This window comes from cyanobacterium endosymbiont of Epithemia clementina EcSB (assembly GCF_029919255.1).
Lineage (GTDB): Bacteria > Cyanobacteriota > Cyanobacteriia > Cyanobacteriales > Microcystaceae > Rippkaea.
On record NZ_CP123991.1, the window covers coordinates 2,105,357 to 2,120,972 of the forward strand.

Sequence of the window (15,616 nt, forward strand, 5' to 3'; positions counted from 1 at the left end):
GTTAACCAATAATTTTATGATAACTTTGTTTATACAGCTTTTTATCATAGGATAGCTTCTTGATAAGAAGCTCGAGATTTGTCCCTAGTAAATTGATTAATATATGTAAGTTTCGCTATATTGTTGAATGAGACAAGAGCGGGTCTAATTGTTTTTATACTCTAGTTTAAAGGAATTGGATAGCGATTTACCGATAAATAAATTGGCTAGATTTGGACGAGTTTTTATCCATGCTCGAGCATGGACATGTCTAGAATACTCACAGTCATTATTCCCAAACTAGCAATTAAATTGTTGAATAATAATTAGATTCCTTACTCGCTAAAGCTAGTATAGACTACCCTCGTAGTCTAGTAGGAAATTAATCCACTAGGTATAAACTCGAACATTTTTTTCTGTTTAAAAGATCTCAATGCTCAAGAAGTTTATCAAAATTATTCCGTCCTCGAAATTATCCGCGGTCGCGTTCAACGATCTTCGATCCGATTTAAAGAATTATTGAAAAGTTCCCAAAAATTATAAAAGGTAGTTCAAGAGGGATTTATTCTTTATTAGTTTGTTGGTAATGATAATCAGAGAATTGTTTTGTTTACGGGCTATTTTAGACCTACTTATCGAGTAAGTTGTCAACCACCTCCCAATATCTTTATCCGTTACATTACAAACGAAAAGACCTTGATTAATAATCAATTTCCCACCCAAATCGACCCGAATTAGAAGGCAAAAATAGGTTAGAAAAGGCAAGTCTGCTCAGAGGAAATGAATTAGTCTTGATGAGCGATTGCTTCGAAGCTCATTTAGTACCGGTTCAAGGATCAGCCAAACTAAAGTTAACTGATAAGACTACTATAAGTATTGGTTATGATGGCAGTACAGATTATCCATACGTCAGTTTTAGTAAATAATTTGTAGATAATATGGGGTTGAAGTTATAAAAATTGATCTTACCAAGAAACAATTGACTTTTTAACTAAAAATTTTCAATAATAAAGCGGTTATTTACTTCTTAATAACTGCTTTATTTTCTTCCGTCCAGGGCAGTCTCTGTGTTCCGGTGAAAGCTGAACGATGATATAAACGATACCACTTACTACTGATAAGTCTTTGATGTCTCCTAAAGCATTGCCTTGCTCCAAACTTCCATTTCTTACTTGGAGAAAATGGGGAAAATAATTACTAAATTAGTCCGTTGTTGTCTTCTAGAGTAGAAAATGGAATATGCCTATTAAAAAGCCTGGACAGATAGATATTTTTATCGTACAGGAAAAACAACTGGTAATCGCGTGGGGGTAGTTAATAATTAAGTCTTACTTAATTATTAACTACCGACTAAATACTAGGTTATGTGAATAATTTTTGTTCATTCAGCTTTGATTTTTCTGGCTTTTGTAGACTGGTTATGACAAAATTTTTATGAATAAAAGCTAAAAATATTACTTTGCAAGGTTTCTATAACTCCAAAAACTTAATTTTTATAAAAATTAAGTTTTTGGAGTTATAGAATACAGTTATGATGAAAGTTTTAGAAGTTATTGGCTACTGAGTTATTATTCTTGGTCTAGAACGACTATTTTTCTTAGTATTTTGAGGTAAAACTAAGGTGGTAACGCCAGAAATACAACAGAGAGTTGCGAAATTACGAGAAAAGCTACAAAAAGCTAATTATGCTTATTATGTCCTCGGTCACTCCATTATAGAAGACTCGATTTACGATCAACTCTATCGAGAATTACAAAATATTGAAAGTCAACATCCGTCATTAATTACCCCCGATAGTCCTACCCAACGAGTGGGAGATAAACCGACTTCTCAATTTATATCTGTTCCCCATAACATCCCTCTTTATAGTCTAGAAAATGCTTTTAACCTCGATGAATTAAAAAAATGGCAAGAACGCTGGCAAAGTTATTCTGAAGTCAGAAATAATGAAAATATCGACTATGTTTGCGAATTAAAAATTGATGGAGTAGCGTTAGCTTTAACCTATAAAAATGGATTGCTAATTAAAGGTGTTACCAGAGGTGATGGAAAAACAGGAGAGGATATTACCCAAAATGTGCGGACTATTCGGTCTGTTCCACTAAAATTAGCTTTACATGATTCTTCTACTATAGTTGAAGTTCGTGGCGAAGTTTTTTTACCCCTGGATGAATTTGAGCGCCTAAATCTGGAGCGAGGAGAAGTAAAAGAAAATCCCTTCGCTAACCCCCGTAATGCTGTCGCCGGAACCCTTAGACAGTTAGATCCAAACGTAGTGAGTCAACGACGGTTAAAATTTTTTGCTTATACTTTACATTTGCCTCAAAACAATCCGTTAAATAACCAATGGGAATCCTTAGAATGGTTAAAAAATCAGGGGTTTTTAGTTAACCCTCATCACCAATTATGCCCCTCTTTAGAAACCGTTGTTAATTACTTTCGTCATTGGGAAACCGCCAGACACTACTTACCCTATATGACTGACGGGGTGGTGGTCAAATTGAATAATTTTAGACTACAAAAACAATTGGGATTTACCGAAAAATTCCCCAGATGGGCAATCGCCCTCAAATATCCCGCCGAAGAAGCCCTCACTATGGTTAAGGACATTGTTGTTAATGTAGGAAGGACAGGGGCTGTTACCCCTATGGCAATTATGGAGCCCGTCCATTTGGGAGGAACCATTGTTCAACGCGCAACGTTACATAATCGCGATCGCCTAGCTGAGTTGAATATTTGTGTGGGGGATACGGTGATTATTCGTAAAGCAGGAGAAATTATTCCTGAAGTCCTACGAGTTTTACCAGAATTACGCTCCCCCCATAGCCAATCCTATGAAATGCCTAGCCATTGTCCTGAATGTGGTTCAATGTTAGTCCGTCCTTTGGGAGAAGCGGTGACACGGTGTATTCATATTTCCTGTCCAGCTATTTTACGGGGTAGTTTAGTTCACTGGGCTTCCCGTGATGCCTTAGATATTCGGGGGTTAGGAAAAAAAATTATCATTTTATTAGTTAATAATGGATTAGTTAAATCTATTGCTGACTTGTATTATTTAACACCTGAAAATACAACTATTTTAGACCGCATAGGTCTAAAATCTGCTTGTAACTTAGTTACCGCTATTGACAATAGTAAAAAGCAACCTTGGGCACGAGTTCTTTATGGGTTGGGCATCCGCCATGTGGGTTATGTTACGGCTAAATTATTAGCTAATAATTTCCATACTGCGGAACAATTATCCCAAGCATCAGTAGCGTCTTTAAGTTCAGTTTATGGAGTAGGAAAAGAAATCGCTAAATCTATTTATGATTGGTTTAATATTCCTGAAAACTTAATTTTAATTAAACGGTTAAAAGACGTAGGAATACAGTTACAAACTTCTTATGATCCAACAATAAAAATAGCATCAACACGAAAAAAAGTTTTAGACAAAATTTTTGTTATAACTGGGAAGTTACCAACTTTAACACGGAGTAAAGCAAAGGATTTGATTGAGAAAGAAGGAGGGAAAGTAACAGGTTCAGTAAGTCGTAAGACTGATTACTTAGTTGCTGGAGAAAACGGAGGATTAAAACTAAAGAAAGCTCAAATTCTAGGAGTTAGTTTATTAACTGAAAAAGAATTATTAAAATTACTTGAGTAAAATTATCGATAATCAAGAAGATGAAAATATAATTTATTATAAACTTTTATCTCTAAATAAATTTACAAAAAAAATAACTTCATATGTTTATAATTAAATGATTAGAGTTTTCTTTAAATTACTTTAATTGATATTTTTTTAGTAACTTTTTGAGTAAACGTAAATTCGACGAAATTTAAAAACATATGCATTATTTTAAATATATAAGTCAAAATTTTACAAAGTTTACACTTGTCTAAAATAGTAACCGCTACAATCAGTACTACAATGGTTTTTAAAAAACAGCAGGAGGCAAGGTCAACTTACCTTTTTAGCTTTTTGAGAGAAAGCTTGTTTAGTCCCATTCAATTGGCTTTTAGAAACTAAGTGTTCTCTACTGCAAGGATAATGACAGACTTTTGTTGAAGTAGAGTAAATGAAACTAATTCCTGTTATTTTTCCTTTGTTTATTGATATAAAACTGCACAGTAACATGATTCTCCAGGGCATAAGCTCCATAAAACTATTATCCTCTTATTAGAGCTCTTAAATATATTTAATATCTTTTTTATTTCAAGTTATTGTCCTTGACTTGTGGCTAATCTTACACTTCTTTTTTTAAAAAAAATTATCTAGAATTTTTTTTTATTGTATTTTCTAAAAGTTTTAAGTAATCTATATTCTCTTATATTTCTATCCTTATAGCTTCTTTGTGATATTTTTTATTTTTTTGTCTAAGTCCTAACTCCCAAAGCCGCTCATCAAATTTATGGGGATAAATTTTACCAATCTTACATTCTTTGAGAGCATCCAGTAAATGACAGACGTTAGGAAAAAAGCTAAAAAGATATAAGGTTTCTACTAGACTCATTTAGAATTTAAGATTCTGTAATCAAAACAACTTTCTCTCTATATCGACATCTTAATGATAAAAATTGCTGATTTTGATAACTCTTTCTAAAAATTAAAGGAAACTATTTTTATCTTTTATATAAGAGGCAATTTTATAACAGAGCATAAATTAATAATCGTAGATTTTGTCATAATCCGTTACGAGAATATTTCCTATATAGAGGATAATAATTATCTTTTGTGATTGTTAGTGAACTGTAAATCTTTACAAATATTTTAGAAAATATAAATAGTCTCACAATTTTATTAGCAATAGGTTATTTTCACTTTGAATTAGTATGGCAAATGAAAAACCCCCCTGATCATAATTTATATAATAAGTGGGGTGGGCAGCGCATCGGTGTACAAATTCTTGCAATCCTATCAGTTCTCTAACTATAATGTGTGATGTTATAGATTTGAAGATTAATTCTCTTAATTTTCTTCATTAAGTTTTTTCGTACTAAAGAAGTAAATAACAAACTTATATGTTGGTAGTAAGTATCTTTAGAGTTTTTGGATACAGTACTACTCTAAGTGTCATTAAAGGTTATTTTATAAATAATCCTAGGGACTGTTTGTAAAGTAAGTTTTACAAGAACTGTGGGGTGTATTAAGCAATGCTAATACACCAGGAAAACTATCTTGGTAAGTTGTGGGAAAGAGAAATTACCCAAAAAACTATAGTTTACCTAACCTACCCTACTTAATTTTTTGTTTAATAAAAGTTTCTAAGACAAAAGAAGCTAATATCCTAATTTAGGACAGAATAGGCTGGAAAAATGTGATAACCTCTCTCCAAACTTCATCTGTTGCCACCGGATCAAACCGATAACCATCATCTCGCATAAAGGTATGATTGGCTTGATACTCCAAAATTTTATGGCGGATGTTCTGTTTTTCCAAAGTTTGCCTAATGATAACTCTGCCATCTTCTGGAATATGAGAATCTAAAGTTCCGAAAATTAGTAAAACTTCTCCTTGAAGCTCTCCCATCCTTGCAATGGTATTTGCCTTTTCTCGTCCCAACTTACCATTGTGAATTCCAGTAGGGTAAACATAAACCGATGCCTTAACCAAAGGGTTAAACGCTGCGCGACAAGCCAGATGTCCACCAATACAAAAACCCATCGTCCCAATTTGTTGCGAGGAAACGGCTTCGTAATTACTCAAAAAATTAATAACAGCGCAAGCATCGGAGTCAAACTCACTTATTGAAGTTTTTCGAGCCGCCTCATTTCCTTGAATGCGTCCAAGATCTGTTGGTTCAATGATAGTCCCCAGAGGTAACTGACGGTAGTAAATTTCTGGGGCAGCCACTACAAAACCATAACCAGCTAAATGGTCAGCTAGCCGGGTGATAGGAGTTCCTAACTGATAAATATCACTATAGAATAGAATTCCCGGGAAAGTTCCTTCCTGATCCGGACGAGCAATATAGACTCTCATTGCATTATCTTCTACAAGAAGACTAACATTCTGACGTTTGACCTGCATACTTCCAACAATTAGGTTTTGCCATTACTATCTTAGCGATTTATTTTATTTTTAATGTTTAAAAAACCTAAATAGTGATAGCAACCTGATTATAGTAGTTTAGAAACTCACTCTTTTGCCTGAAATTGTCTAGAGTTGCACTGAATTTTTGATTTAGATGCCTTGCTGTCTTTTATTTACTTTGAAGCGTCTAGATTGGCTGTTGCTATTGTCAGTTAAAGAGAGAAATATAAACTAGCACAAATGTCATTGTTTGAACTTTTGGTTTAACCTTACCGGCTGTCTAATATGGAAATTTTTTTTATCTTTAATTGTTGATTCAGTATCTTCATAAACAAAAAATTAATTTTTGATACTAAACTCTACATCTCGAATATCAAGCAAGTTTTGTCTATTGATTTAAAATATTATGCAGTTTTTTTTGAGTCTAGCTTAAATAAAAATTAAGGATAAAGCACAATAAAATCATTAATTGTGCGGTTAAAATTAATATGTAAATTGCTGCTTTAGGGCGTATCGTAGTGAAAAGCAAGCTAAGACTTTTAAGATTAATTAGAGAACTTAACAACAAAAAAACTAAATTTGACCCATATAGAAAATTATTAGTCAGAGGGTTTATAAAATAGGGAGTCCACAAAGAATTGAAAGATAGAACTAAGCTAAAAAGGGACATTACTAGGATTTGAGTTACGGGAGTTTGTCCCCATGTTAATAACTGTGCTTGAGGTAAAAAAACTTGAGCCACGGTAGTGATAGCACATCCCAATAAGAGGATACTACCGAGTTCAAGGAATTCTTTAATAAGATTATCCAAAAACAACAAGCATCGCCCCCATAAATGGTTAGGAATCGCTGAATTAGCTTGATAATCATAAATTAAACTTCCTGTCCTATGGAGAGTTTGGGGCGTATTACGAGAACGTAGTAAAGTACCTGAGTGGAGTAAAGTTGAGTACATTGCCAAGGGAGATAGATTTGCAGATTTTACAGACGGTTTATCGGCATAAGCACTAAAAATCAAGCCCAAAATAATACCAATGAGCCAAGCCCCCAAAATGCGTAAGAAAAGAAGTCTTGGATAATTGCCAAGCACTCTCCAACTCACCCAAATCACAAAAGGATTAATCGTTGGGGAAGCTATTAAAAAACTGATGGACAGGGGAATAGAAGCACCTTGTAACAATAATCTCCGCGTTACAGGAATATTACCGTATTGTCCTACGGGAATCATTATCCCTAAACTACTGCCAACAATCGCACCTAAAATCCGATTTTGCGGTAACTTGGCTACGAATTGATGTTCATCAACAAAAGCCAGTAAACCACTCGAAACAATAATTCCCCACAGAAGAAAAGGCAAGGATTTGAGAACATGACTGATAAATAGGGTAACATCATAACTAAGTTCGGACATGGAAATGTATCTCTAATTGATATAGGGTAATAATGTAGATTGTCTGTAAACAATCTACCCTGTGCTTAACATTATCAGACTGATTTTTGTTCGAATGGACACTTGTAACTAAATAGTTTCATAAAAAATATATAATGATGTAACTAAGATAAGTAACTTAAAGACTTTTTCTCTCTTAGCATTTGTGGCGCGTTGCTTTGATCATGAGCAAAATCATTAATAATCAATCTACTCTGATTTGTCGCCGATTGATCTACCTTACCGGTAAGATTCTTGTTTAGTGTTTACGATTTAATGGAATCTAAGCATAATAAGAGAATCAGGTTAGAAAAATATTATGGTTTTGTACTTAGATTTTTAGTTGGTAAATGCGGCTTGCAAAGATAATTTAGACGATGTCAAAGTCTTACTTGCTCAAGGCGTACGAGTCAATGCTACTGATTGTCATAAGATAAATGTGTTGATGTATGCGGCACAGCGAGGCGATTGCCTAAATAATAGATCATTTTTTAGAAAAAGGGGCTTTGGTTAATCAACAACGACCTCCATCAGGGATTAGTGCCTTGATATTAGCGGCGACGGCTAATCATTTAGACCTCGTTGAAGACTTAATTGAAGCTGGTGCAAATGTTAATCAAACCAATGAAGATGGCAGTCCGACTTTGATGATTACAGCATATAAAGGATATTTAGCCATTGTTGAAACCTTAATAGCAACAGGGTCTGAAGTTAACCTTAAAGACAAAAATGGAGATACTGCCCTGAATCTAGCGGCTAAAAACTATCATCAAGAAAGTATCTTAGCTTTATTCGATACAGGAGCCAATTTTTTAGACATTACAGAAAGCTTAATTCTTGCTATCCGAAAAGGTAATATTGAAGCAGTTAAAACACTGATGCCTGTTTGTCATAATCTTAACGTTCCCAACCAAGACGAAGAAACTCTTGTCATGTTGGCTGCTACTGAGAGACAAGCAGATATTCTAAAGGTTTTGATTGCTCCCAAAGCGAAAATTAACATCCAAGATGAAGATGGTAGAAATACTCTTACATTACGCTGTCGTTAAGGGGCATTTAGAATCGGTTCAGGTGCTATTAGAAGTAGGAGCTAATGTTAATTAAGCTAATAAATTCGGAGATACACCCTTGTTATTGGCAGTTTGACAAACTTACCCTTTAATTGTCAATCAATTGCTCAAATACGAAACCAACCCGCAAGTTCAGAACCAGGGGGAGAGGAAACGATTTCTATTAGTCAAGATTGTGGTGATATTGTAGAGAGTTTACTAAAAGGAGGTGTGGCTGCCAATAGTCCTTTTTTCAATAGACATACAGGGTTAATGATAGCGGCTGAGCGCCGCGATCTTGACATATCGAGGTCCTTTTGATACCGTAAAATCTTTGTTAAATGCAAAAAATATTAATCTTGATATTAAAAATAACGGCGGCTATACGACTTTAATGTTAGCTGAATTGAATCCTTATACAAAAGTTGTTGAATTTTTTAAAAAGGCTGAATCAAAAAAGGCTGAATCAAAAACTTAAAAGCATATAGAAGCGTTCAATATAAACTAAGATAAAATTCGTAGGGTGAGCATTATAGAGCCCGCAGTTAGTCTTGTTTAGGTACATATCTGTGAATAGATCGCTAATTTCCTATTGGTATGAAGGATTTTGTCCTGAAAGTGGTGAACTTTTAAGACTACCTCGTAACCAGATCATAGAATTGATTGCTAGAGAATTAATGACAGAATTAGCCAAAGATAATCGTTATAATCATGAAGGTAAAATGTATGGGGTTTTATTAGCAGAAAATTTTCTAGGAGAACAAAAAATACTAAGAGCCTTCTCTGGCCTTCTGTGGGGAAAAAATACCATTGAGGGATGGGTTCCTTCTATTCCAGGGAGAGACAAATTAGCTCTTGAAGAAATCCAAACTTTGAGAAAATTAGACCAAATTAAACAACAAATTTTTACATTAAAACAACTCCCTGAAAGAGAAGAGTATCAAGTTCTATCCCAAAAATGGGAAACCTGTCTCAATTATTTAACTACTAATCATCAGAAGCGCAAACAAAACAGACACCATCAGCGTCAAGCATTACTAAATAAATTAACGGGAGATGTTTTAAATAAAGAATTAGAAAAGTTAAATATAGAAAGTCAAAGAGATGGGATAGAAAGAAGAAAATTAAAGCAAAAACGCAATCGAGAATTACAGCCATTACAGCAATTAATTGCTCAAAAAAATGCTATAATTTTAGAATTAAAAAAGCAACGAAAAGAAATATCTAGTCAATTACAAACGAAGATAAATGATTTTTTTCTTATTAAGAATTTTACTGGAAAGTTAAGCTCACTTAGAGAATTAATTCCAACCAGTTTACTAGCAGGTACAGGAGACTGTTGCGCTCCTAAACTACTACATTATGCCGCAACTAATCATTTAAAACCGTTAGCTATGGCTGAATTTTGGTGGGGAATTCCTTCTAAAAATGGAGATAAAGTTCCAGGTCAATTTTATCCAGCTTGTGCAGAACGCTGTCAACCGTTAATGGGATTTCTCCTTTCTGGTTTACCTAATTTGTCTATACCTAAAAAGGCAAATTATAATCCTGATTTAATCTACGAAGATCAATGGATAATTGCTGTTAATAAACCGCCAGGGTTACTGTCAATTCCTGGTCGTTATTATCATACATTTGATAGTGTTTTAATTCGGTTGCGTAATTTATTTCCTAATGACGAAGAGTTAATGACAGTTCATCGATTAGATCAAGAAACATCAGGTATTCTTTTACTCGCACGTGATCACCAAACTCATCGCCAACTTAGTAAACAATTCCAAAATAGACAAGTTCACAAGATTTATGAAAGTATTGTAAGCGGTTGTGTCACAGTTAACCAGGGAGCAATTGACTTACCTGTGTGGGGAGATCCTAGCAGTCGTCCCTGTCAAAAAGTTGACTGGCAAAGAGGCAAACCCAGTGTCACCCATTTCCAAGTTATCAAAAAAGACGAAAACTATACTCGTGTGGAATTTATTCCTATAACCGGGCGCACTCATCAAATTAGGGTTCATACAGCCGATCCTCAAGGACTAAATAGGGTTATCTTAGGCGATCGCCTTTATGGGTGTTGTATGGATGTGAGTCGTTTATATTTGCACGCTAGGGAACTCAGTTTTGAACATCCTTATCTCCGACAAACCTTTCATTTACAATCAAAAACACCATTTTAAAAAACTTATAATATTGAGTTATATAACTAAATATTATTCAACATTATTGATTTTTATCGGTTAGAAAGACTATTTTATAAAACTTCACGCAACAAAGTTTAATCGCATCACTCATAACAATTAGATTTTGACATAAAATATAATAATAGTTCAATTTTTTTTTGCTAACGGCCTGTTATTGATAGCAGCTTTTGCCATTTCATTCATCCCTGATAAAGAGGGTAAACAAGTATAATTTGGAAACATTATGATTCCAGTAACTCTAGTTTGTGACTACCAATTATCTGAATTAGCAGCTTTAACTAACATATTTTGCTACACTCTTTGAATAAACTTTGATTCCGTTAAAAATTTGACTATGATAGAGGGTGCTTTAGGCACTCCTTTTTTTTGCTTTTTTAAACTAATTTCTAAGTAACAATCTGCGACGTAATTGATCTAAAGCAGCAGAACTACTTAAAAATCGTATGGTATCACGATCATGCATTGCCCCAAACTGACATTTAAAACTCTCCACTCCTCCTTGATTATCAGCTAATCCAACATAAACCAATCCCACAGGTTTAATTTCTGTCCCTCCCCCGGGACCGGCAATTCCTGTAATACTTATTCCCCAGGAAGTCCCTAACCGTTTTTTAACCCCTAAAGCCATTTGTTGCGCTACTGGTTCGCTAACAGCTCCATATTGTTCTAAATCTTTGGAATTAACCCCTAATAAATCTATTTTTACCTGATTTTTATAGGCAATAATTCCCCCAAGAAAATAGTCTGAACTTCTTGAAACTGTAGTCAACATCGCACCTAAACCGCCTCCTGTACAAGATTCAGCGACACTTGCCGTTTCTCCTGCTTGCCTCAATAAATTTCCAACTACGAAAGCCAAGGTATCCTCATCTGACCCATAATAGTTTAATCCAGCTATTTTCTGGATCTTTTGGGCAATTGGTTCGATCAGCGCAATTGCCTCTATTTCTGATTGAGCTTTTGCAGATATTCTTAAACGCACTTCTCCTAAAGAAGCATAGGGAGCTACTGTAGGATTGGATAATTCGAAGAAGTGAGCTAATTTTGCAGACAAATCTGACTCGCCAATGCCCTTAAAATACAACATTCGACTGTAAATAATTTCTTTACCCCAACCTTGGCTTTTAAGGTAAGAAACAGCCGTTTCGCTCCACATACGCTTCATTTCCGAAGGGACCCCAGGAAAGGTCATTAAGGTTAAATTGGGACGAGGTTGCCACAAAAGTCCAGGAGCAGTTCCAGAAGAGTTGGGCAAAATATCAGCCCCTTTAGGAAGTAAAGCTTGTTTACGATTATTATCTGCCATAATTCGCCCTTGTGCAGCTAATTTTTGACTAATATCTCTAATAATTTCGGGATGTTCTACCAAGGGAGTCTCAAACACCTGGGCGATGGTTTCCGTAGTGAGATCATCAGGTGTTGGCCCTAACCCTCCTGTAAACACTAAAATAGAAGCCCGTTGACTAGCAATTTTAATAACATCTTGTAAACGGGTCACATTATCACCAACAACGGTTTGATAAAAGTGAGGAATTCCTAAATTGGCAAGTTCTCTGGCCAAAAATTGAACATTGGTATTGAGGATATCTCCTAATAACAATTCTGTCCCCACACAAATAATTTCTGCACTCATAATGGTTTAACTTAAGTCCTTAAAATTTAATAAATATGACTCTTCTAGACTAGCTGTTATAGAAAATCAATAAATAAAAGCTAAAAGTATTGTCCTACAAGGTTTTCAATATTTCAAAAGCTTTATCTATATAAAAAAATTGAGTTACAGGACACACCCGGAAGGAGAGTTTTGGAAGTTATTGGCTACCAACTTATCATACTCAGTCTAGAAGAGCCATAAATATTACACTTGTTAATAACTAATAAAATAGCTATCATACTTTCCTTTTGTCTGGTTTGTGAGGTAGTTTACTACCCAATTAACTCTACGGCATCCCTCCCGTCAGTTTCTTGCAGATACACTTTAACCTGTTCTTGGGAAGCTGTGGGAAGTTTTTTTCCAGTAAAATCAGGATGAATAGGTAACTCTCGATGGCCACGGTCCACTAAAACTAATAACCTAATGACTTCGGGTCGTCCATATTCCGTCACCGCATTTAAGGCCGCCCGGATTGTCCGTCCTTTGTAAAGGACATCATCTACTAAGACCACTGTTTTTCCCGTCAAATCAAAAGGAATTTTAGTTTTAGCAGGAGTACGAGTTTTTATACGATCAAGATCATCACGATAAAATGTCACATCGACAGCTCCCACTGAGACTTTAACATCTTCTAACATCTCAATTTGCTGAGCGATCAGATAAGCTAGAGTGACCCCTCGGGTGTAAATACCCAAAAGTACTAGCTCGGAAAGATCCCCCGATTTTTCAATAACTTGAGAAGCTAAACGGGTGATGATGCGGCGTATTTTTTCCGTAGTCAGTATTTTTTTGACCATACCCTCTCCCCTATATTCGTCCTCCATTTTAGAAGATCACTTAAAGTGATGAAGTCAGTAGAAACTTAATCTTAAATTAACTTACTACGGAAGTTAGAATCTTATTCTACACTCCTGTTTATTAAGTTGGAAGTTTCTCGCTTTCGCTTGGCTACGAGCGCGACTTCACAAAAGTTAAAAGTCAAATGTCAAACTGTTTTCTTATCTCTCTATACCTCCTACCTTAATTATGTTTACCCCCCAACTTACTGACGACGGTTCGTATACTTTTTTTTCTGAGGAATTTGAAGAACTATTCCATTCCCATTCTGGAGCAAAACTCGAAGCAGAACAAAAATTTGTCGATCCTTGTCAACTCAAAGAGAAAGCAAAACGTTACAAGTCATTGAAAATTCTCGATGTTTGCTATGGACTCGGTTACAATAGTGCAGCAGCTTTAGAAGGAATTTGGTCAATTAATCAAGAGTGTCACATCGAATTAATTGCTTTAGAATCTGACATTGATGTCCCTTATCAGTCCGGTGTTTACCATTTACTTAAACAATGGCCTTCTTTTATCAGAGACTCCTTAACACAACTCGCCCAAAATCATGAGATACAAATACCACGATTGAGAGCTAACTTATTAATAGGAGATGCTCGAAATACCATCCAGACTCTTTATCAGTCTGGTTTTAAAGCCGACGCGATTTTTCTTGATCCTTTTTCTCCTCCAAAATGTCCCCAATTATGGACTCTAGAGTTTATTAAACTTGTATCAGGATGTTTACACCCGCAAGGAAGGTTGGGAACCTATTCAAGTGCTGCCGCAGTGAGAACTGCTTTACAGTTAGCTGGGTTAACTGTGGCTCCCACTAGAGGGGTGGGACGGCGGTCGCCTGGAACTATAGCAAGTTTCAATTGTCAAGACTTATGTCCATTGTCTTTACAAGAACAAGAACACTTAAAAACTCGTGCCGCTATTCCCTATCGCGACCCCAGTCTTCGAGATTCTGCGATGGTAATTCATCAGCGACGACGTACAGAACAAGTTAGTAGTGACTTAGAATCTACAAGTCGTTGGAAAAAACGATGGACAAAGTTAGTGCAAAACTCACAGTAATTTAATTAATAGCACCCTCAAATTTACTCGTAGTTCCAGTGAAAAATTTGAGAGAAGTTAATTATCTTTTTCAAAGATACTAGAAAATTAATTTAGATGATATGATAATAGTAAATATTTTTAATTTAATTAAAGTTTAATACTAAATTAAGCTAAAAGATATGAGTATCTGAGACTGGGTAAGATAGGTCCAAAATTCTATGATATGACATTAGGCATTTAAACTAAATTAAACAGTATACAACTGTGGTGAATATTTTTTTTTAACTTAACTCCAGGCAACACAGATATCGTCAAATTGTTTGTGAGTTAACGTAATATTTAATTCACAAATTATGTAGAGACTAAGGATATCTTGTTCAAGAGCTCTTTGAAAGATTATATTAACAAAGTACTTAAATTAATTATTTTTAATCAACAGGATATGAAGTAAAAGCAATCAATATAATTGATTGCTTTTACCATACAAGTATTTTTTATTGAGACAGTTAACAACTAAAACTTAAAATATCTCTTACGTTTGATATCTAATACATTAAAACATTTTGATTTCTTTTCTTAATTATTTTACTAGACTGAATGCTTATGCTCATTTTTTTTAAAAATCTTTTTTAGATTGAGGTAAAAAATATATTTTTTCTTGACCATTTTTTTAAAAAAATAGCTATTGTTGTCTTGATCATTGTGGTTTATTATTCAAAATAATTGTCAAAATTATCGTATTTTTACTCAATGTTTAAGTAAAAAGATAACTATGTTTTAAATATCGTAAAACTCGTATTTACTTGTATTGTAGTCCATAATAATTTGCCAATAAATTAGCAAGGATTTGTAAGAGTACTCTAATTTTTAAAAAGTCTAGTTTTTGGAAAAATTACCCTCATCGGAAAATCAATAAAAGAAACTTTGGGAACCGTTAACTATGGCCATATTCAATATTAAAATATCCAAACTTTATCTTTTATAAAAATGAAGTTATAGACGAATCTTAAAATTATTTACGGAAATTAGGTATTCTCCGTACCTGTTTAATTGATGCTAAACTCCCAGGGCTTGGTGATTCGTCATTAATTGCTTTTGGTGTCCAAAATTACATCTTTAATTACACTCGACTGATGGCTGTGAGATTAAGGTATCACGAAAATAAAATTGCTGTTGCTACTTATATTGCAGAAACCTGATGAAGTTGATTTTAATCTTTAGAAATAGCCTATAGTTTCTTTGAAAAAGCTGATAAATCTCGACCTAAAAATTATCTTGATAATAACCTATTTACAGGGAGCTTATAAATAATCAAAGTTCTCTAATGGATTGGTCCAAAATCATTAATCTTATCAGCGGATTATATCTACAAGATGAAAACTTTAATCAAGTTTTATGAACTGTCTAAAT

General features: G+C 34.4%; 11 protein-coding genes and 1 pseudogene. 7 read left to right on the forward strand and 5 right to left on the reverse strand.

The features are described 5' to 3' along the window. The first annotated feature begins 689 nt into the window (after positions 1–689). Complete coding sequence (locus P3F56_RS10535; RefSeq protein ID WP_405054785.1) at positions 690–905, forward strand: MltA domain-containing protein; 216 nt, start codon at positions 690–692, stop codon at positions 903–905. Positions 906–1,600: 695 nt separating this feature from the next. Then, positions 1,601–3,625, forward strand: coding sequence for an NAD-dependent DNA ligase LigA (gene ligA / locus P3F56_RS06960; protein WP_281152177.1), 2,025 nt, complete (start codon positions 1,601–1,603; stop codon positions 3,623–3,625). Positions 3,626–3,985: 360 nt separating this feature from the next. Here the strand turns inward: ligA and P3F56_RS10650 are convergent. The 3 genes and pseudogenes from P3F56_RS10650 to P3F56_RS06975 all read right to left on the reverse strand — a co-directional run. Next, positions 3,986–4,126: pseudogene (locus P3F56_RS10650) on the reverse strand (IS982 family transposase); the annotation flags it as partial. Positions 4,127–5,254: 1,128 nt separating this feature from the next. After that, positions 5,255–5,992 carry a dienelactone hydrolase family protein gene (locus P3F56_RS06970; protein WP_281152178.1) on the reverse strand — a complete coding sequence of 246 codons (738 nt, stop codon included), beginning with the start codon at positions 5,990–5,992 and terminating at the stop codon, positions 5,255–5,257. 427 nt (positions 5,993–6,419) lie between these two features. After that, on the reverse strand, positions 6,420–7,406 hold the full coding sequence (locus P3F56_RS06975; RefSeq protein ID WP_281152179.1) for a permease: 987 nt from the start codon (positions 7,404–7,406) through the stop codon (positions 6,420–6,422). Between the two features lie 497 nt (positions 7,407–7,903). Here P3F56_RS06975 and P3F56_RS06980 point away from each other — a divergent pair, with 497 nt between their 5' ends. The 4 genes from P3F56_RS06980 to P3F56_RS06990 all read left to right on the forward strand — a co-directional run bounded on the left by P3F56_RS06980 (position 7,904) and on the right by P3F56_RS06990 (position 10,647). Next, complete coding sequence (locus tag P3F56_RS06980) at positions 7,904–8,473, forward strand: ankyrin repeat domain-containing protein (protein ID WP_342637183.1); 570 nt, start codon at positions 7,904–7,906, stop codon at positions 8,471–8,473. After that, complete coding sequence (locus P3F56_RS10540; RefSeq protein WP_405054747.1) at positions 8,439–8,528, forward strand: hypothetical protein; 90 nt, start codon at positions 8,439–8,441, stop codon at positions 8,526–8,528. The genes P3F56_RS06980 and P3F56_RS10540 overlap by 35 nt, the downstream gene beginning before the upstream one ends. 38 nt (positions 8,529–8,566) lie before the next feature. Beyond that, positions 8,567–8,794 (forward strand): ankyrin repeat domain-containing protein, encoded by a 228-nt coding sequence (locus P3F56_RS06985; protein WP_281152181.1) that lies wholly within the window; start codon positions 8,567–8,569, stop codon positions 8,792–8,794. A 248-nt stretch (positions 8,795–9,042) separates the two neighbouring features. After that, on the forward strand, positions 9,043–10,647 hold the full coding sequence (locus P3F56_RS06990; protein ID WP_281152182.1) for an RluA family pseudouridine synthase: 1,605 nt from the start codon (positions 9,043–9,045) through the stop codon (positions 10,645–10,647). Positions 10,648–11,050: 403 nt separating this feature from the next. Here P3F56_RS06990 and P3F56_RS06995 read toward each other — a convergent pair whose 3' ends face one another. Both P3F56_RS06995 and pyrR read right to left on the reverse strand, forming a co-directional pair. Continuing rightward, positions 11,051–12,304 (reverse strand): competence/damage-inducible protein A, encoded by a 1,254-nt coding sequence (locus tag P3F56_RS06995; protein ID WP_281152183.1) that lies wholly within the window; start codon positions 12,302–12,304, stop codon positions 11,051–11,053. 293 nt (positions 12,305–12,597) lie between these two features. Continuing rightward, a complete protein-coding gene (gene pyrR, locus P3F56_RS07000) occupies positions 12,598–13,122 on the reverse strand; it encodes a bifunctional pyr operon transcriptional regulator/uracil phosphoribosyltransferase PyrR (RefSeq protein WP_281152184.1) in 525 nt (174 codons plus the stop codon). 229 nt (positions 13,123–13,351) lie between these two features. Here pyrR and P3F56_RS07005 point away from each other — a divergent pair, with 229 nt between their 5' ends. Then, entirely contained in the window at positions 13,352–14,224 is an 873-nt protein-coding gene (locus P3F56_RS07005; protein WP_281152185.1) for a tRNA (5-methylaminomethyl-2-thiouridine)(34)-methyltransferase MnmD, read from the forward strand. Positions 14,225–15,616: the final 1,392 nt, after the last annotated feature.